This is a genomic window from Nannocystis bainbridge, assembly GCF_028368995.1.
GTDB lineage: Bacteria > Myxococcota_A > Polyangia > Nannocystales > Nannocystaceae > Nannocystis > Nannocystis bainbridge.
Window position 1 is genome coordinate 1,059,951 of record NZ_JAQNDL010000001.1, and the last position, 17,303, is coordinate 1,077,253.

Annotated in this window: 18 protein-coding genes and 1 pseudogene; 7 read left to right on the top strand and 12 right to left on the bottom strand. The window is 71.9% G+C overall.

Annotation, left to right across the window (positions count from 1 at the left end):
- Positions 1-293: 293 nt before the first annotated feature.
- The 3 genes from POL25_RS04235 to tsaA all read right to left on the bottom strand — a co-directional run bounded on the left by POL25_RS04235 (position 294) and on the right by tsaA (position 2,544).
- Positions 294-707, bottom strand: a complete 414-nt coding sequence (locus POL25_RS04235; protein ID WP_272084538.1) for a hypothetical protein — start codon at positions 705-707, stop codon at positions 294-296.
- A 17-nt stretch (positions 708-724) separates the two neighbouring features.
- Positions 725-1,702 (bottom strand): hypothetical protein, encoded by a 978-nt coding sequence (locus tag POL25_RS04240; protein ID WP_272084539.1) that lies wholly within the window; start codon positions 1,700-1,702, stop codon positions 725-727.
- Positions 1,703-2,001: 299 nt separating this feature from the next.
- Positions 2,002-2,544: a tRNA (N6-threonylcarbamoyladenosine(37)-N6)-methyltransferase TrmO gene (gene tsaA, locus POL25_RS04245; protein WP_272084540.1), complete on the bottom strand. Its 543-nt coding sequence runs from the start codon at positions 2,542-2,544 to the stop codon at positions 2,002-2,004.
- Between the two features lie 106 nt (positions 2,545-2,650).
- On the opposite strand from tsaA, the gene POL25_RS04250 reads away from it, so the two are divergent.
- The gene (locus POL25_RS04250; protein WP_272084541.1) at positions 2,651-4,006 is read left to right on the top strand and encodes an MATE family efflux transporter; all 1,356 of its coding nucleotides are present in this window, start codon (positions 2,651-2,653) and stop codon (positions 4,004-4,006) included.
- Positions 4,007-4,076: 70 nt separating this feature from the next.
- Positions 4,077-5,627: a phytoene desaturase family protein gene (locus POL25_RS04255; protein ID WP_272084542.1), complete on the top strand. Its 1,551-nt coding sequence runs from the start codon at positions 4,077-4,079 to the stop codon at positions 5,625-5,627.
- A 130-nt stretch (positions 5,628-5,757) separates the two neighbouring features.
- Here the strand turns inward: POL25_RS04255 and POL25_RS04260 are convergent, their stop codons facing one another.
- A complete protein-coding gene (locus POL25_RS04260) occupies positions 5,758-6,315 on the bottom strand; it encodes a hypothetical protein (protein ID WP_272084543.1) in 558 nt (185 codons plus the stop codon).
- Positions 6,316-6,485: 170 nt separating this feature from the next.
- On the opposite strand from POL25_RS04260, the gene POL25_RS04265 reads away from it, so the two are divergent.
- The 3 genes from POL25_RS04265 (at position 6,486) to POL25_RS04275 (ending at position 8,223) form a co-directional block, all read left to right on the top strand.
- The gene (locus POL25_RS04265; RefSeq protein ID WP_272084544.1) at positions 6,486-6,989 is read left to right on the top strand and encodes a hypothetical protein; all 504 of its coding nucleotides are present in this window, start codon (positions 6,486-6,488) and stop codon (positions 6,987-6,989) included.
- Positions 6,990-7,298: 309 nt separating this feature from the next.
- Positions 7,299-7,937: an RNA polymerase sigma factor gene (locus POL25_RS04270; protein ID WP_272084545.1), complete on the top strand. Its 639-nt coding sequence runs from the start codon at positions 7,299-7,301 to the stop codon at positions 7,935-7,937.
- A complete protein-coding gene (locus tag POL25_RS04275) occupies positions 7,894-8,223 on the top strand; it encodes a thioredoxin family protein (RefSeq protein ID WP_272084546.1) in 330 nt (109 codons plus the stop codon). Before POL25_RS04270 ends, POL25_RS04275 begins: the two co-directional genes overlap by 44 nt.
- A gap of 314 nt (positions 8,224-8,537) precedes the next feature.
- Here POL25_RS04275 and POL25_RS04280 read toward each other — a convergent pair whose 3' ends face one another.
- The 3 genes from POL25_RS04280 to POL25_RS04290 form a co-directional block, all read right to left on the bottom strand.
- Positions 8,538-9,665, bottom strand: coding sequence for a hypothetical protein (locus POL25_RS04280; RefSeq protein WP_272084547.1), 1,128 nt, complete (start codon positions 9,663-9,665; stop codon positions 8,538-8,540).
- 255 nt (positions 9,666-9,920) lie between these two features.
- Positions 9,921-10,406, bottom strand: a complete 486-nt coding sequence (locus tag POL25_RS04285; RefSeq protein WP_272084548.1) for an Rrf2 family transcriptional regulator — start codon at positions 10,404-10,406, stop codon at positions 9,921-9,923.
- A gap of 24 nt (positions 10,407-10,430) precedes the next feature.
- Positions 10,431-11,450 (bottom strand): oxidoreductase, encoded by a 1,020-nt coding sequence (locus POL25_RS04290; RefSeq protein WP_272084549.1) that lies wholly within the window; start codon positions 11,448-11,450, stop codon positions 10,431-10,433.
- Between the two features lie 137 nt (positions 11,451-11,587).
- Here POL25_RS04290 and POL25_RS04295 point away from each other — a divergent pair, with 137 nt between their 5' ends.
- Complete coding sequence (locus POL25_RS04295) at positions 11,588-12,367, top strand: NADPH-dependent F420 reductase (protein ID WP_272087234.1); 780 nt, start codon at positions 11,588-11,590, stop codon at positions 12,365-12,367.
- Position 12,368: 1 nt separating this feature from the next.
- On the opposite strand, the gene POL25_RS04300 is transcribed toward POL25_RS04295, so the two are convergent.
- Positions 12,369-13,112: an FHA domain-containing protein gene (locus POL25_RS04300; protein ID WP_272084550.1), complete on the bottom strand. Its 744-nt coding sequence runs from the start codon at positions 13,110-13,112 to the stop codon at positions 12,369-12,371.
- 294 nt (positions 13,113-13,406) lie between these two features.
- Here POL25_RS04300 and POL25_RS44145 point away from each other — a divergent pair, with 294 nt between their 5' ends.
- A complete protein-coding gene (locus POL25_RS44145) occupies positions 13,407-14,945 on the top strand; it encodes a M23 family metallopeptidase (RefSeq protein WP_272084551.1) in 1,539 nt (512 codons plus the stop codon).
- A gap of 84 nt (positions 14,946-15,029) precedes the next feature.
- On the opposite strand, the pseudogene POL25_RS04310 reads toward POL25_RS44145, so the two are convergent.
- From POL25_RS04310 to POL25_RS04325, 4 genes and pseudogenes are all read right to left on the bottom strand, one after another.
- Positions 15,030-15,350 (bottom strand): annotated as a pseudogene (locus POL25_RS04310) (TUGYCR motif thioredoxin fold (seleno)protein); the annotation flags it as partial.
- Positions 15,351-15,362: 12 nt separating this feature from the next.
- Positions 15,363-15,758 (bottom strand): hypothetical protein, encoded by a 396-nt coding sequence (locus POL25_RS04315; RefSeq protein ID WP_272084553.1) that lies wholly within the window; start codon positions 15,756-15,758, stop codon positions 15,363-15,365.
- Positions 15,759-15,780: 22 nt separating this feature from the next.
- Positions 15,781-16,557 (bottom strand): sterol desaturase family protein, encoded by a 777-nt coding sequence (locus POL25_RS04320; RefSeq protein WP_272084554.1) that lies wholly within the window; start codon positions 16,555-16,557, stop codon positions 15,781-15,783.
- Between the two features lie 108 nt (positions 16,558-16,665).
- Positions 16,666-17,289, bottom strand: coding sequence for a hypothetical protein (locus POL25_RS04325; RefSeq protein ID WP_272084555.1), 624 nt, complete (start codon positions 17,287-17,289; stop codon positions 16,666-16,668).
- Between the last annotated feature and the right edge of the window lie 14 nt (positions 17,290-17,303).

Sequence of the window (17,303 nt, forward strand, 5' to 3'; positions counted from 1 at the left end):
CGCCGGCCGCGCACCGCGACCGTGATCCAGCGCAGAGCCGCGGAGCCGCGAGCGCCTCGCCAGCCCGCCGCCGGCCCGCGCCCGGAGCGGCGGACGCCCCGCAGGCCCTCGCGCTCACGCGCGCACCGGACCGCGCGTTTCAGCCGACGCAACCGGCCCGCGACTGCGACGATGCAAACACCATTTCGGTGGCCATGCCGGCGGCGCCGCCGACGACACTGGCACATGTTCCAATTGCACGAGGGCCGGTCGACTCGTCGCTCGAGTCGCCGGCCCTCGCCACGCGCGCCGCGCTAGGCGGTCTTGCGTGCGGCCATGTAGGCCTCGGTCAGCGCCGGGTCGGCCGCGATCTCGAACATCATGGCTTCGAGCTTGGCGCGGTCGAGGCCGTGCTTGGCGAGCGCGTCGTCGGCGTGCTCGGGGTCGGCCGCGATCTCCTTGGCGACCGCGGCGGCGATCTGGACCTTCTCCGAGCCCGGGTCCGGCTTGACCGGCTGCTCGGGCTTGGGCGCCGGCTCGGCGTCCTTGATCTCGGGCTTCGGCTGCTCGGTCTTGGTCACCGTGGTCGTCTTGGTCTCGACCTTGGTCGTCTTGGTGACCTCGGTCTTCTTGGTGTCGCCGCCGCAAGCGGGCAGCGCGAGGGCGAGGGCGCACAGGGTCGCCGCGAGGCGGCCGGCGCGATGAAGCGAATGGCTGGAGTGATGCATGGCGATGGCTCCTCTCTTCACTGCGGCGGGGCGGTCTTGTCCTGCTTCGCGGCCTTGGCCTCGAGCTTGGCGTCGGTCTTGGCGTCGCGCTTGTCCTGGCGCTGCTCCGCCTTCTCCTCGCGCTGCTCGAGCCGGCTCTCCTTGGCGTCGAGCTTGGCGTCCTGCTTCTCGAGCTTGGTCGCGGCCTTGTCGAGCTTCGTCTCGGCCTTGTCGAGCTTGGCCCCCATCTGCTCGAGCCGCTTCTTCTCCGCCTCGAGCCCGGCCTTCTCGTCGCCGGACGCGGTCGCCAGCTTGGCCTCGACCTCGCGCAGCCGCAGCTCGACCTGGCCGCTCTTCTCGGTGATCGCCTCGGTCGAAGTCGCCAGCTTCTCCTGGCGCTTGTCGTGGCGCTCCTTGGCGACCAGGACCTTCTTCTGGCCCTTGGCCACCAGCTCCAGCCGCTTCTCGAGCAGCTTGGTGCGCCGCTCGCCGTACTGCAGGGCCAGCGCGTCGAGCTTGACCTTGAGCTTGTCGGCCTCCTCGGCCGTCAGCTCCTTGGCGTCCTCCTTGCGGTCCTTGAGCTTGGCGGCCAGCTTGGGCCCGCGCAGCCCGCCGGCCACCTGGACGCGCACCCACTTGCCGAAGCCCGCGTGGGCCTTGCCGCGCTTGGCGGTCGCGTCGGCCTCCTCGGCGACCAGGTCGGTGGCCTCGCCGGCGCCGAGCCCGACCTCCTGCGTCACGACCAGCGCCTCCCGCAGGTCGGCCTCCGGCACCCCGGCCGCGCGCGCGTCGGCGGCGGCGAGCGGCAGGTCGATGACGGCGAGGATGTCGTCGCTGAGCGCCTCCTGGTCGGAGACCTTGATGTTGGCCGAGGCGCCCGCCTTGGCCGGGGCCGGGGCCGCGGTCGTGGCAGTGACGGGCGGCGGACTCGGGGGCAAGTCGGCGCGTCCTGCCGCCGGCAGCAGCAGCGCCAGCGCGAAGGCGCCGGCGGAGACAACTCCTGTGTGCTTGTGCATGGTCATCGAAACTCCGGCGCCGAGGATAGACGACTTCGCGCGGCCGCGAATAGTCCCACCAGGTGCGGCCGCGACACGACGCCTGCGGGCCGCAGGCCCCGGACGCGAACTCGCAGGACCGCGCGGGTTGTGACGGTCGTCAATCACCGAGCAGCGAGCTCGACCGTGGCCCCGGCGCGGCCGGCGGTCGGCGTCGCTGGCACCTGTCCGCGAGGACATTCCCGATCGAACATTTTTCTTCGGACATGCCCGGATAGACATGCCCGAAGGGACATGCCCGAAGGGACATTCACGATCGGTCAGCGCGGGCGGAACGCGTCGGGCTCGTCCTGCACGCGGCCCTCGAGCCAGCCAGCGCGCGCGTCGGGGAACGCGTCGGCGTACGGCACGTACGGCTTGAGGTCGAGCACCGGGGTGCCGTCGAGGATGTCGAGCCCGAGCACGTGGACCACGCCGGCCTCGATCGCGGTGATCCGCAGGCACGACAGCCCGATCGGGCTCGGCCGGTGCGGCGCGCGGGTCGAGAACAGCCCGACCGATCGCCCCGGGTCGCGCGGCGACCTGACCTTCAGGCCATATCCCTGGTTGAGGTGGAACACGAACAGGCACCAGATCCGCTCGAACTCGGCCAGGTCCTGCAGGCCGGCCGCGAACTCGGGCAGCACCTCGATGCGGCCGGGCAGCGCCCGATCTTCCTTGACCTGGGTGGTGATCGTCGGCTGGCGCGGGGTCCCGAACCGCTCGGTGTACGGCGAGCGCACCACGCCGATCGGGGCGAACGAGAAGCTCGGGCGCTCATCGCGGCCGGTGGTGTGGTCCTGCTCGGGGATGCTGCGGCGCACGCGGCGATCCTAGCCCAGATCGCCGGTTTCGCGCCCGCGCGTGCGCAGGAGCACGTAGGCGCGCCCTGGCGGGCCCGGCCGCGCTTGGGCTAAGAGCCTGCTCCTCGTGGGCGAGGTCCTCGCAGAGTTGAGGCGGCTCGCCGTCCTCGCCGTGCCGCTGGCGCTGACCCAGCTCGGCAACATGATGCTCGGCATCGTCGACATGCTGATGCTCGGGCGCGTCGGTCGCGAGGCCCTCGACGCCGCGGCGCTCGGCAACCTGTGGGGCTACGCGGTCCTGACGATCGGCATGGGCATGGTGCTCGGCTGCGACCCGTTCATCGCCCAGGCCCACGGCGCCGGCGACGGCCGCACCCTCGGCCTCACGCTGCAGCGCGGCGTGGTCCTGGCGGTGATCGCGAGCGTGCCGGTGATGCTGCTGTGGCTGCTCGCCGGCCCCGGCCTGCAGCTGCTCGGCCAGGCCCCGCACCTCGCGGTCCAGGCCCACGAGTACCTGCTCGCGCAGCTGCCCGGCGCGCCGGCGGTGCTGCTGTACGTGGCCATGCGCTCGTACTTGCAGGGCCGCGGGATCACCGGCCCGGCGCTGGTCGTCATGCTGGCGGCCAACATCGTCAACGTCGGCCTCAACTACTGGCTCATCTTCGGCGGCCTCGGCGTGCCCGCGCTCGGGGCCGTCGGCGCCGGCATCGCCACCGGCGTGGTGCGCGTGCTCATGGCCGCGGCGCTCGCCTGGTTGATCGTGCGCCGCGGCATGCACCACGGCGCGTGGGTGCCGTGGTCGCGGGCCGCGCTCGACCGCACCGCCCTCCTTGCGATCGCCGGCGTCGGCGTCGGCATCGGCCTCCAGCTCGGGCTCGAGATCTGGGCCTTCCAGGCGGCGATGCTGTTCGCCGGCTGGCTGGGCGACGCCCCGCTCGCGGCCTACACGATCGTCCTCAACCTCGCCTCCGTCAGCTTCATGATCCCGGTCGGGATCGCCATGGCGGCAGTGACCCGCGTCGGCAACCTGCTCGGCTCGGACCGCCTCCGCGAGGCCGAGCGCGCGGCGTGGGTCGCCCTGGGTCTCGGGGCGGCTGTCATGTGCGCCTCGGCGGTGCTGATGTACGGCCTGCGCAGCGAGCTGCCGGCGCTGTTCAAGGCCGACGCCGAGGTCTATGCGCTGGCGGCGGCCAGCCTGCCGATCGCCGCCGCGTTCCAGCTGTTCGACGGCGTCCAGGTGGTCGGCTTCGGGGTCCTGCGCGCCATGGGCCGCACGCGTTACGCCGCGGTCATCAACTTCTTCGGCTACTACGCGGTCGCCCTGCCGCTCGCGTGGTGGCTGGCGTTCGAGCGCGGCCACGGCATCGCCGGGCTGTGGTGGGGCCTCACCGTCGGCCTTGCGCTGGTGGCGGTCGCGCTGCTCGCGTGGATCGCCGCCCGCGGCCCGGCCACGGCCCGGAAGATCGCGCTCGAACAGCGTTAGTGCCGCCGCGTCACGTCGTGGTGAGCGCCGGCGGTCGCGCGAGCGGCGGGCATTGAGTATCGTGCCGGCCATGAAAACGGACACGGACGTGATCGTCGTCGGCGCCGGCCACAACGGGTTGGTCGCGGCGCTGTTGCTCGCCAGGCGCGGCCTGCGAGTGCGGGTGCTCGAGGAGAAGGACGTCGTCGGCGGCGCCGTCCGCACCGAGAAGCCGTTCGCGCGCGCTCCCGACCTTGCGATCTCGACCGGCGCCTACCTGCTCGGACTGATGCAGCCGGAGCTGCTGAAGATCACCGGCGTCGACCTGCCGCTGCGGCGCCGCGACCCGCACTACTTCCTGCCGACCACCGACGGCCGCTACCTGCTGCTCGGCTCCGACGCCGCCGAGACCCGGCGCCAGTACGCCGCCTTCTCCTCCGAGGCCGACTGGCACGCCGACCAGGCGATGCAGGCCGAGCTGGCCCAGCTGCGCGAGGACCTGGCGCCGTCGTGGTTTCACGAGCCGCTGTCGCTCGAGGACACCGCCGAGCGCTACGTCCGCAGCTCGATGCGCCAGGTGTTCGTCGACCTGTGCCGCAAGCCGGTCGGCGACTACATCGATCGCTTCCCGTTCAAGAGCGACCTGATCCGGGCGATGTACGCCTCGACCGACGGCTTCACCGGCGTCTACGGCACCTGGGACACGCCGGGCACCGGCATGAACTTCCTCGTCCACAACATGTGCCGCCTGCCCGGCGCGGCCGGCACGTGGATGCTGGTCGAGGGCGGCATGGGCACCGTGTCGCAGAAGTTCGCCGCCGCCGCGCGGGCCGCCGGCGCCGTCATCGACACGAACAACGGCGTCCAGCAGATCCTGGTCGAAAACGGCGCCGCCGTCGGCGTGCTCACCCACAAGGGCGAGGAGCTGCGCGCGCGCGTGGTGCTCGTCGGCGCCGACCCGTTCCGCATGCGCGACATGGCCGGCCGCGACAACTTCCCCGCCGACTACAACACCCGCCTCGACTCGATGCGCCGCGACGGCACCTCGCTCAAGGTCAACCTCGCGCTCAAGGGCCTGCCGCAGTTCACCTGCCTGCCGGTCGACCGCGGCCAGTACGGCCCGACGATCCACCTGCTGCCCGACGAGGAGGTGGTGATCCGCAGCTTCGGCGAGGCGTTCCGCGCGGTCCAGGCCGGCAAGCTGCCCGACTTCCCGGTCATCGACTGGTACATCCACACCACCGTCGACCCGACCATGCGCGACCAACACGGCCACCACAACTCGGCCCTGTTCGTGTCATGGGTCCCCTACGAGCTCGCCGGCACCACCTGGGAGCAAGAGGAGAGCCGCTACGTCAAGCACCTGCTGTCGATCTGCGACCGCTTCGCCCCCGGCACCAGCGACCTGGTGGTCGACACGTTCGTGCTCCCTCCGCCGAAGATCGAGCAACACTTCGGCATCACCCGCGGCCACATCCTCCACGTCGACAACACCTACGGCTTCGACCAGCGCGTGCCCTACCGCCAGCCGATCGCCGGCCTCTACGCCGCCTCCGCCGGCACCCACCCCGGCGGCGGCGTGATCGGCTGCGGCGGCCACAACGCCGCGATGGCCGCGCTCAAGGACCTCGGCCTGAACTGAAGGACATGCCCTCCGGGGCATGTGCTGAAGAGCATGTCGGAAGGGGCATGTTTTCAAAAACATGCCCCTTCTTACGTCGCACCGCCGGCCTCCCCGGACCTCCCGGGAATGGCGATCCGGGCCGGCAGCGTCACCCGGGCCACACGCACATGCGCGGCCCGGTCTCCGTGAACGCCCAAAGATTGGTGCACGCGGACGCGAACGGCTCCGGACACTCGACGCAGCGCATCGCGGCGTCAGGGCAATCGGCGTCGACGTCACAGAGGACCAGACAGACCCCCGGGACCTCCGCGTCCAACGGGCAGATCGACTGCATCTGCAGCGGCGACGGCGGGCAGCGGACAAAGCCAGGCCCGAACTCGTCGCAGGACGGCCCGCATACCGAGCCCTCCGGCGCCTTCACGCACAGCTTGCACTCGTCGCCCTGCGGGCACGGCCCATGCTGGCCGAGCCCGTCGCCCAGGTCGACCGCCGGCTCCGGGTCCGGCTCGGGCGCCGTCGTCGGCTCGGGCGCCGTCGTCCCCTCCGACGTCGTCGTCGGCTCCATCGAAGCAGTCGTCCCCGTCGAAGCAGTCGTCCCCTGGCCTGTCGCTATCGACGACCCCTGATCGCCGCTGTCCGTCCCACCGCCCTTTTCGGGCCCACAGCCCACGATCCACACCAGCGCCAGCATCCGGCTCGCTCGCATCTCCTCATGATGGCCGCCCCCGGAGCGACCTGTCAATCTTCGCCGCCGCACGCCTGTGGCCAAGGCGACCGCTCCCAGGTCCGCGCCGACGCCTCGCTCGCGCCGAAGCCGTCCGCGAGACCCGAGAGCGCCGCGGATACAGATGTCCTGAGAGCCATGCACTTTAGAACATGTTCTTCACGACATGTTCGAAGAGCACAGCCCCACGCGTCAGCAGCCTCAGCCCGGCGACCACGGTGCCCGGCGCGAGCGACCGCAGGACCCTGAGCCTGAACGGCGCCACGCAGCGCGCCAGCGCAGACAGCCCGCGATGCTTGCGGCAAGCTCGCGCCGCCATGAACGCATCCGCTCCGCGTACCAAAGACCTGAGGAACCTCTTCATCATGGGCACCGCGGCCATTCCGGTGGGCCACGAGATCGAGTGCGTGACCTACACGAAGACGAGCAAGGTGCTGCTCATGACCCACACGGCGAAGTACCAGCTGCTGACCGACCTGGTGACCGGCGTGGTGTACATGCCGTGGGTCAACGAAGGCGATACGCCGCCCTGGGAAGAGGACGACGTGGAGGTGGAGAGCCGAGTGCGCGGACGGGTTGTGCAATGCCTGGTCCAGACCATGACCCACGCCGACGGCACCGCGGGCACCAGGCTGCTCGTGGAAGTGAGCCGGTGACCCTGGGCCCCGTTCGCCTCACGTAGGCGCCGTGAACGCGACGAACCTCTGCTCAAAGCAGACGCTCACCGAAATTCATCGATCCCACGGTTGGCTCGAATGCTGGCGATCGCGTCGTCGAGAGTGATCGCCGCCGACTTCCTGCTCCCGCCTCTTCAAAGAAGAGACGCACCCGCGGCGCGCTGAATTCCCGCGTTCGAACCGTCCGCGTTTGCCCAGCGCGCAGGGCCCGCGCGCTCCGATTCCGCGCCAGGCGCGCGGCGCATTTTTTCGTGACACACTCGGGCTCCCGGCTCGCACTCACCCGACATGCCCAGCTCCCGGCCCGCTCCGTCCGTCGAGGCGCTGCTCGCGTTGATGCAGCGCGGCGACCTGCGCGCGCTCGACCACCTCGCGCGGGCTTACGGCGAGCGGCTGCTCGCGGTCGCGCGGCGGCGCTGCGACCTGCGCGAGGACGCCGAGGACGCCGTGCAGCAGGCCCTGCTCGCGGCCGGCGCGGCGATGACCGGCTACCGCGGCGAGGGCTCTCCGCTGGCGTGGCTCTCGACCCTCGTCGCCCGCACCTGCTGGCGGATGAACCGCAAGGCCGCGGCGACCGCCGACCTCGACGACGTCCCCTGCACCTGCGACGACCCGGCCGAGGTCGCCGAGCGGCGCGAGCTCGGCGCCAGCCTCGGCGACGCGCTCATGACCCTGTCGCGCACCGATCGCCTGGCCTTCTTGCTCGCCGCCGAGGGCGTCAGCAGCGTCGAGATCGCCGAGCGCTTCTCGCTCACACACGACGCCGTGCGCAGCCGGCTCAAGCGCGCCCGCAAGGTCCTGCGCGCCGCCCTCGAAAATCGTGACACACCGCCGGCCCGCGGCCGCACTGCATCGACGAGCCCCACGAAAGGACCGCTCTTCGATGACGACCTCGCCCAATTCCTCGCCCCATCACCGCAGCGATGACGCCTCGTTCGCCGCCGACGTCGCGGCCTCGCCCTACGTCCTCGTCAAGTTCGCCGGCGCCTGGTGCCCGCCCTGCCGCGCGCTCCAGCCGACCCTCGACGCGATCGCCCGCGACCGCAGCGACCTCGCGGTGTTCGACGTCGACGTCGACGCCAGCCACGCCCTCGCCGAGCGGTTCGGCGTGCGCAGCATCCCGACCCTGGTCGCCTTCCGCGACGGCCAGCCGATCGGCCAGCTCGTCGGCAACCAGCCGCGCGCCCGCATCGAGGCGCTGCTGCGCGGCTGATCACCGGCTCCACGCGGCCGGCCCGCGCATGTCTCTCGGGGCATGTTCTCGGGGGCATGGCACGACAGGCATGTCTCCGAGTACATGTTATCGCGAGGCATGCTCCCGCGGCATGATCTCGGGGGCATGTCCCGACAGGCATGTCTCCGAGGACATGTTCTCGCGAGGCATGCTCCCGGGCATGCTCTCGGGGGCATGTCCCGACAGGCATGTCTCCGAGGGCATGTTCTCGCGGAGCATGATCTCGGGGGCCTGCCCTGGGCAGGATGTCCCCGCGGACCTCTCGAGCAGCCTGCGCGCGCCTGCGCGGCGGCCTACCCGAGCTCGGCCAGGCCGCCGGTCAGGCCCAGCGCCTTGAACAGCTCGGCCAGCTTCTTGGCGGGGATCCGCTTGCTCGCCGCGGCCTCGACGCGCGGCATGGCGAACGCGAACGCGTCGAGGTCGGCGAAGCCGCGCTCCGCGTCGAACGAGTCGCTCTCGTGCTCGTAGCCGAGCACGCGGCCGGTGGTGGTGTCGAGCAGGTGCATGTTGCCGGAGCCGTCGGCGGACAGGCCGACGTAGCGCTCGTCGGCCGCGCCCGCCAGCCCCTGCTTCACGCAGTCGAAGCCGTACGTGCCCGACACGTCGAAGCGCTGCCCGAGCCACGGGAACCGGCCGCTGCGGACCAGCGCGTCGAAGGCCCGGGCGGCCGCGCGATGCCCCTCCGGCAGGCGGTCGATCCACTGCGCCAGCGGACGGGAGTCGGCGGCCAGCTCGGTGACGCGACGGCCGTTCGGGAAGAACGCCGCCAGGTCGCGCTCGAACTCGCCGCGCGCCACGTAGCCCGGCAGGCTCGCTGGCGTCGCCTCCTGGCCCCACGCCTTGATCGGCTTCGGTTGCACGATCTCCTGCCCGTCGCGGTCGAAGAACGCGGTGCTCTTGCGCTTGCCGTCGACGAACTCGGACACCCCGCGGTGCGGATGCGGCTTCGGCAGCTTGACGTCGTGTGCGCCGATCACCGTGTCACCGAAGCGGAGGATCTCGCCCTCGGTGATCTTCAGCCAGTCGAAGCGGCCGTGCAGCCGACCGCCGCGCCACGACGCGACCAGGGCGACCGCGCCGAACGGATAGCCGTGAAAGGTCGCGCGGACGATCGCGCCGTCCTCGTACACCGCCTCGATGCGGGTGGTCAGCGACGGGCCGATCGGGAGCCCGTACTGCTGCTGCAGCGCGATCGCGGCCCGCCGCGGCTCCTCGCCGTAGTTGAACTCGGGGTGGTTGGTGACCCACTCGACCGCGCCGTGGAGCTTGCCGGCGCGCAGGTTGGCGTCGAGCAGCGGCTGGCCGTCGCGATACCAGCGGCGGACCACGGTCTCGCTGTCCTCGCGCCACTGCGCGGACTCGGGATCGTAGGTGGCGGAGGCCGGGACGTGCTCGGGACGGGGCGGGCTGGCGGCGGTCATCGGCGCGACTTGGTACCACAATTCGCGGGCCGGACGCGCGCGCGCTCGCGCCCGCCATCGCCGGCCTGTCGCCCCGTGGAACCCCTGAACACATCGCGCGAAAATGTCTCTTAAGACATGTCCAATGGGCCATGTCATCGCGCGTCAGGGCGGCGACGTCGGCGCGCACGGACGAACATGTCCCCGGGGACATATTTTAAACAGCATGTCCGCGAGAACATGCCCGATCGCGCATGTCCGGGCGGACACCCGCGCTCACGCCCGCCGCGCGGCCGGCTTCTTCGCGCTCTTCTTCTTCTTGTGCGAGCACGGCCCGCCGCGCTTCTCCAGCCGCGCCAGCTCCCCCGCCAGGGTGCGCTCGGCCAGCACCGCCAGGCTCGCCTGCTCGAGCTCGTGCGACAGCTCGCTGAACATCAGCTCCATGTTGGCCGTGACGACGCAGCGGCGCGGGATGTCGGAGCGGCCGGCGAACAGGCCGCGCTCGCCGAGCACCGCCAGATAGACCTCGCGCAGCGTGATCGCCCCGGCCGGCCGGGCCAGGCGCGAGCCGCCCTTGACCCCCATCGTCGTGACGATCAGGCCCGCCGCCGCCAGCGTCGCCAGCAGCTTGCGGATCAGCGACGGGTTGGTCGCCAGCCCCTCGGCCAGCGCCGAGGACGAGAGCAAGCCCGCGTCCTCGCGCTCGGCGAGCGCCAGCATGAGCATCAGCTGCAGCGCCGAGGCGAACCGAACGTCCACCATGCGCGAGGTGTAGCACGCGGGCCCTCAGCCCGGTAGCCGCGGATAGTCGGTGAGGCCGGCCGCGCCCGGCGAGTAGAAAGTGGCCCGCTGGGGCTCGTTGAGCGCCGCACGCGCGGCGAAGCGGGCCGGCAGATCGGGGTTGGCGATGAACAGCCGCCCGAACACCGCGCCGTCGATCTGCCGCTCCGCCACCAGCACCTCGGCCTCGCCCTGCGAGAGATCGCCGGCGCCCAGCAGCGTGCCGCGGTAGTGCGGGCGCAGCTGGGCGAACGACAGCCCCGGGCCGCTGCCGCGCTCGCGGTCGTCGGCGGTCGTGCGCGTCACGTGCACGTACGCCAGCTCGCGCCGCGAGAGCGCCTGCAAGATCGCCGGGAATTCGGCCTGCCCGGCCGGATCGGGCTTGCCGTCGACCATCGCGCTCGGCGACAGCTTGAGCCCGAGCCGCCCCGCGCCCACGACCGCCTGCAGGCGATCGAGCAGCTCGTTCAGCAGCCGCAGCCTGCCCGTCAGCGAGCCGCCGTAGGCGTCGGTGCGGGCGTTGGTGGCCGCCCTCAAGAAGCGATCGAACAAATTGCCGCTGCTCGCGTGCATCTCGATCATGTCGAAGCCGAGGTCGTGCACGACCCGCGCGGCCCGCTCGAAGCCCGCGACCGCGCCGGCGATGTCGTCATCCGAGAGCATCGCCGGCCGGACTTCGTCGGTGACCGCCCACCACGGCGGCGCTCCCGGCCGCTCGGCGCGCGCGAGCCCGACGTCGAACAACTGCGCGGCGATCCGGCCGCCGGCCGCGTGCACCTGCCGGACCACGCGGCCCCACCCCGCCTGCTGCTCGGGCGTGTAGATCGCCGCCAGGTCGGGGAAGCCGGCCCCGAACGGCCGCACCGCCAGCGCCTCGCTGATGATGAGCCCGGCCCCGGCCCGCTGCGCGTAGTACTCGGCCATCAGCTCGGTCGGCGCCAGCCCGACGTCGGAGCGCAGCCGGGTCATCGGCGCCATGATCACCCGGTTCGGCAGCTCGAGCGCGCCGAGCCGCAGCCGTTCCAACAGGAGAGAACCAGTTTGTCCAGCCATCTGTGACATTGACTAGCTCACTTCATTTTTAACTGCAAGCATGACAAGAACACATCGGGCCGCGCGCGCCCGCTCGCTTGATTTTCGTGGCGCCGCCCGGAAATAGTTCTATAAGAGATACAGTTACCCGCCCGCCCTCGCGGGCGACCTCAGGAGCAGGCATGGACATCGGCATCATCGGTTCAGGACACATCGGCGGCAGCCTCACCCGGCGGCTCACCGCGCTCGGGCACCAGGTCCGCGTCGCCAACTCGCGCGGCCCCGCCAGCCTCGCCGCGCTCGCGGCCGAGACCGGCGCGACCGCGGCCACCGTCGAGGAGGCCGCCCGCGCGCGCGACCTCGTCGTCGTCACCATCCCGCAAAAGGCGATCCCGAGGCTGCCGCGCGACCTGTTCGCCGCGACACCCGCCGGCGCCGTCATCGTCGACACCGGCAACTACTACCCCGAGCTGCGCGACGGCCCGATCGCCGAGCTCGAGGCCGGCCTGAACGACAGCGAGTGGGTCGCGCGTCAGCTCGGTCGCCCGGTGATCAAGGCCTTCAACAACGTCGTGGCCCGCACCCTGTTCCGCGGCGGCCTGCCGGCGGGCGCGCCCGGGCGGATCGCCCTGTCGGCCGCCGGCGACGACGAGCAGGCCAAGCGGCGGGTCCTGCAGCTGATCGACGAGCTCGGCTTCGACGGCGTCGACGGCGGCACCCTGGCCGACTCGTGGCGGCAGCAGGTCGGCAGCCCGGCCTACTGCAAGGACCTCGAGGCCGGCGCGCTGCGGGCCGCGCTCGCGGCCGCCGAGCGCGACAAGGTCGCCGACTACCGCCGCGAGGGCGAGGCCTTCGTGATCAAGCTGATCGCCGAGAGCGGCGGCAACCTCGACGCTCTGGCCGCGCCGTAGATCACAGCCGCGACGAGGTCAGCTGGCGCTCGATCTCGTCGCCGGTCTTGGCGCCGGCGGGGAACACCCGCGACACCAGATAGACGATGTCCTGCACGACCCGCCAGGTCGCCTCCTCGACCCGCGTGGTCGTCTCGAGCAGCGTCACCGGCTCGGCGGTGCGCGACGGCATCAGCCGCAAGGTGATGCCGTCGGGCGCCGCGTCGGCGCGCAGCAGCGGGAACGCGGCCGTGCTCCACACGTACGACTCGAGGCCGCGGGCCAGGCCGGAGCGGCCGGTGCTATCGTCGCGCCAGAACACCGTCGCGCCCTTCGGACCGGCGAGCAACACCCCGCGGACGTCGAACGGCAGGGCCTCGCGGTGGCGCAGGTCGGCGGCCTGGGCCGGGACCTGCAGCGGGCCGGGGTCGACGGTGATGACGCGCAGGTCGTCGAGGTGCAGCTCGGTCAGCGGCGCCGGGCTCAGCGAGCAGCGGAGGTTGATGTCCTCGGCCAGCAAGAACACGTCGCCGTCCTCGATGCGGTAGTTGGTGACCTTGCAGCCGCGCAGCTCGAGCCCGGTGGTCGAGTTCTGGTCGACCATGTAAAAATTGTCGCCGCGCCGCACGATCTTGCAGTGCTTGCGCGAGACGGCCCCGCTGCGGATCGGGAGGTCGTTGTCGCGGGTGCGGCCGATCGAGAACTCGTCGGTGCCGACGCCGATCCGCCGTCCGGCGCACGTCAGCACGAGCGGGATATTCGCCATTGCCCGGGATGCTAAGCCAACCCGGGCCCTCGCGGGGCGCGCGGCGCTCGTGAACTAGCGCGTGGTCCCGCCCGGATCATGCGCGGCCACGAGCCATGAGTCCGCATCCTCGGGCGTGCGGCGGAGCGCGCAGTCACGCGCTGTCAAATTCGCCTCGTGGAAGTCAAAGGCCCGCTCGCGACCGGCGCCAACTGCACAGTTATTCAGCCCGCGCGAGCCCGTAGGCGGGCTCCTAGGCCCCTGAATTCCCCGAATTGTTGCCCCCGCGGCGCCCGATCTGATAGCGCCGCCCAGGTGCCCAGCAGCAAGAACCGCCGGATGGCCACGGGCCGGCGCAAGACCACTCGCCGGACCGAGGGTCTGCGCGCGTGGCTCGGCCTGCAGACCTCCAGCCGGCCGGCGACGCGGATGACCCGCAACCGCCGGATGACCGAGGAGCAGCGGCAAAAGGCCGCGCGGGCCTACGTCGACCCGGTCGAGCGGAAGACCCGCAACCGGACCGTCGCGCTGCTGATGCTGCTGGCGGTGGTCAACCTCTACGTGTTCGTGTGGCGTGAAGGCACCAGCGTGCTCGAGCTCGGGGCCCCGCGGGCCGCCGCGATCGTCGAGCACGACGACCGCGGCCACGGCCCGCTCGGCGCCTTCGCCGAGCCGCCCGAGACCGCCTGCGGCAGCGACCCGGTGCGCATCTTCGAGGGCCTGCACGACCAGATCCACCAGGCCACCACGCTCGACAAGGGCCGGACCCTGCGCCTCGCGCTGCTCGAGCTCGGCGTCGCCGCGGCCGAGATCGACGCGCTCGAGGCGGCCCTACGCCCCACCATCGACCTCGGCCTGGTCGCCGGGACAGGTGCCCCGCTGCGCTTCGCCACCGACCGCCACGGCGCGATCCTCGCGGTGGAGATCGAGCAAGCCGAGGGCCGCCTGCTGCAGGCCTGTCGCGCCGGCGGCCAGAGCGGCATCACGGTCCGGGCGATCCAGCACCCGCCCGTCAGCGACGTGGTCGCGGTCCACCTCGAGCTCGGGGCCGACGCCGATCTGCGCGCCGCCGTGGTCGGGGCCGGCGAGCGGCCGGAGCTCGCCGACCGGATCGCCGCGGCGCTGGCGTTCGAGGTCGACCTGGTCGCCGACGCCCGCCCGCGCGACCGCATCGACCTCGTCATCGAGCGCCGCTTCCTCGGCAAGCAGTTCCACCGCTACGGCAGCCTGCTGGCGGTGCGCTTCCGCGGCGAGGCCGGCCGCTTCCTCTCGTTCCGCTTCCAGACCGGCGGCGGTCAGGCGGCCTACTTCGACGCCGAGGGCAAGCCGGTGCGCCGCACCCTGCTGCGCTCGCCGCTGGCCTTCCACGCGCTGCACTCCGGCGCGCGGGCGATGATGCCGCCGTCCGTCGAGGTCGTGGCCGGCCGCGCCGGCGCGCTCTACCGCCGCCCCGAGGGCGCGCCCGTGGTCGCGCTCGGCGACGGCGTGGTCCGCTCGCTCGGCGAGCAAGGCGACGCCGGCCTGGTGCTCGAGCTCGCCTACGAGGACGGCACCGTGGCCCGCTACGCCCACCTCTCGCGCACGCTCGGCGATCTGCGCCCGGGCCAGCCGGTCCGCCAGGCCCAGCTCGTCGGCCTCGCCGGCCACTCCGGCAAGACCGCGACCGACCGCGTCCGCCTCGAGCTGTGGCGCGAGGACAACGGCGAGGCCAGCGTGCTCGACCCGCTGCTGCTGGCCGCCGGCGGCGACCGCCGCCCCGCCGTGGTCGGCGCCCCGCTCAAGGGCACCTCGCTCGAGCGCTTCAAGCTCGAGATCGCCCCGTGGCAGAAGGCCCTGCGCGAGACGGCGAACTGAAGCATGGCCGCGAGGACATGCCCCGAAGGGCATGTCCCCGAGCCCATGGCCCGAAGGACATGTCCACACGGACATGTCCTCTCGTCACATCATCGCCACGTCGAGCAGCAGGCCCTTGAGCGCCGCGTACTCGCCCATCATCGACAGGTCGTGCTCGGTCAGGTTGAACACGCCGACCGGCGCGCCGTCGCGGTCGAGGATGATGACATCGCGATAGACCACCTCCCACTGGGTCCACGCGTCGACCTCGGCCACGTCTTGCAGCAGCGGGATCTTCCGTCCCCCGGCCATTTGCGGGATCGCCGACTCGTAGCCGATCCCGTTCACTCCCAGCAGCGCGATCCCCAGGGCCGGGAACTCGCCGTCGAGCTCGATCTGCAGGTCATTCAGGTAGCCGAACTGGCTACGGCAATAGCCTCAAGTCGCGTGCGCGAAGTACCAGCCGGACACCTGGCCCGCGTAGTCGCTGCGGGCCCGCGTCTGCTCGTAGGTCGCCGACTCGGGGTTCACGTCGACCAGCGCCCAGTTCGGCGCCAGCTCGCCGGGCTCGCCGGTGGTGTCGGTGTCGGTGTCGCCGGTCGAGGTCGTCGGCTCGCCGGTCGTCGGCTCGTCGCCGGTGCTGGTCGTCGGGACAGGTCCCGAAGTACCTGGCCCCGAGGTCATGGTGGAGCCGCCCGTGGTCGGCCCGGTCTCGGTCTCGGCGCCGGTGCTGGTCGGCCCGCCGGTGCTCCCGGTGGCCGTCGTGTCCGAGCCGCCGTCGGGGCAGCCGGCGAGCGCCAGCGCGCACACGTAGAAAGATCGTCGTGGGTTCACCCCACCAGGCTACCACCGTTCCTCAGGCGCGCGGCTCGGTCTTCCCGTGCTGGCGCAGCGGCTCGCCCGCCATCACCCGCTCGTACGCGGGCACCCAGTCGGGCCACTCGGTCCCGGCCAGCCGGTCCATGAAGGTCGAGCCGAACCCGAAGTGCCCCGTGAAGCGCGCGTGGTGCAGCGCGTGGAACGTGTACGGGTGCGCCAGCCACACCGCAGGGCTGCGCGTCAGCGCCGGCGGCCCGAGCTCGACGTTGGCGTGGCCGATGACGTTGCCGAACACGTTGTAGAACAGGTACACGAGGTAGCCGATCAGGCTGACCGGTGCGACATGTCCCAAGAGCCATGGAACGCCGACGTAGCCGAGCGCCCACCCCAGCGCCTCGACCGTCGACACCGACTGGGCGCTCCACGGGCTCGTCACCCGCGACAGATGGTGGTGCCGGTGAAACCGCATCATCGCCCGGGTGTGCAGCAGCCGGTGCAAGCCGTAGAAGTAGACGTCGAATACGACGCTGCACAAAAAGAAGCTGGCGACCGCCCAGCCGATCGTGTCGGGCCCCCAGACGATCCACCGCCCCTGCAGCGCCAGCGCCAGCGCCAGCGGGATCAACAAGCAGAAGCGGATGTTGGCCCGGATCTCCCGCTCGACCTGGCCGTCCGGCACGGGGTCGCCCTGGATCCGCTTGCTGCTCGGCGCCCGCTCGGCCGCGCGACCGAGCGCCACCGTCACCAGCGTGACGGCGGCGTGGGCGAACACCAACACCACGAACCAGTCGAGGAAGGTCCCGAGGTCGAACACCCGCGCATTGTGACACCTCCGGCCGCCCCGCGCCGCGCGAGCCGCGTGACCTGACCTGCGCGCGGACCTGCGCGGCGGCGGCCGGCCTGGGGCCATCGCCCGCGAATGTCAGTATCCGTCGGGGATCTTGCCGTTCAAGAAATGGATCGTGTTCGGCTCGCGCCGCCGCGACCACAGCGCCTCGACCGGAGTGTCGGCTGTCCCTCGGGACAGGCCCTCCTGCGTCGACCAGCCCGGCACCTCGCCGGCGCGCAGGCTGTGCAGCCCGCTCTGCCACACGCCGATGATGTACGTGTGCCCGGCCGCGCGCCCGCCGAAGAAATCGGTGAAGCGGCGCGCGAACTCCTGCCCGCGCGCCGCCCCGAACGCCTCGCAGGTGCGAAACCACCACAGGTGATCGGGCACCATGCGCTCGCGGATCGCCGCGAGCTTGACGTGCAGCGGGTGCGTCGGCAGCAGCGCGTCGGCGGTCAACCCCTTGCGATCGACGAACAGCTCGCCCCAGTGGCCGTGCCCCCAGTACTGGATCTCGGCGATCTCGCGCCCGGGGTGGGTCGTGGCCAACCACTCGAGCCCGTCCTCCCAGCAGGTCACCCCGTGCGCCGCGTCGAACCGCGACAGCCCGCGGTACAGGTGCGCGCCGGCCCCCCACGCGTGCGACAGGCCCGGCCGCAGGCGCTTGCCGGTGCAGGTGCGGTCGAACAGCATCAGGCGCAGCGGAGCGGAGCGCATCGCCGCCAGTGTAG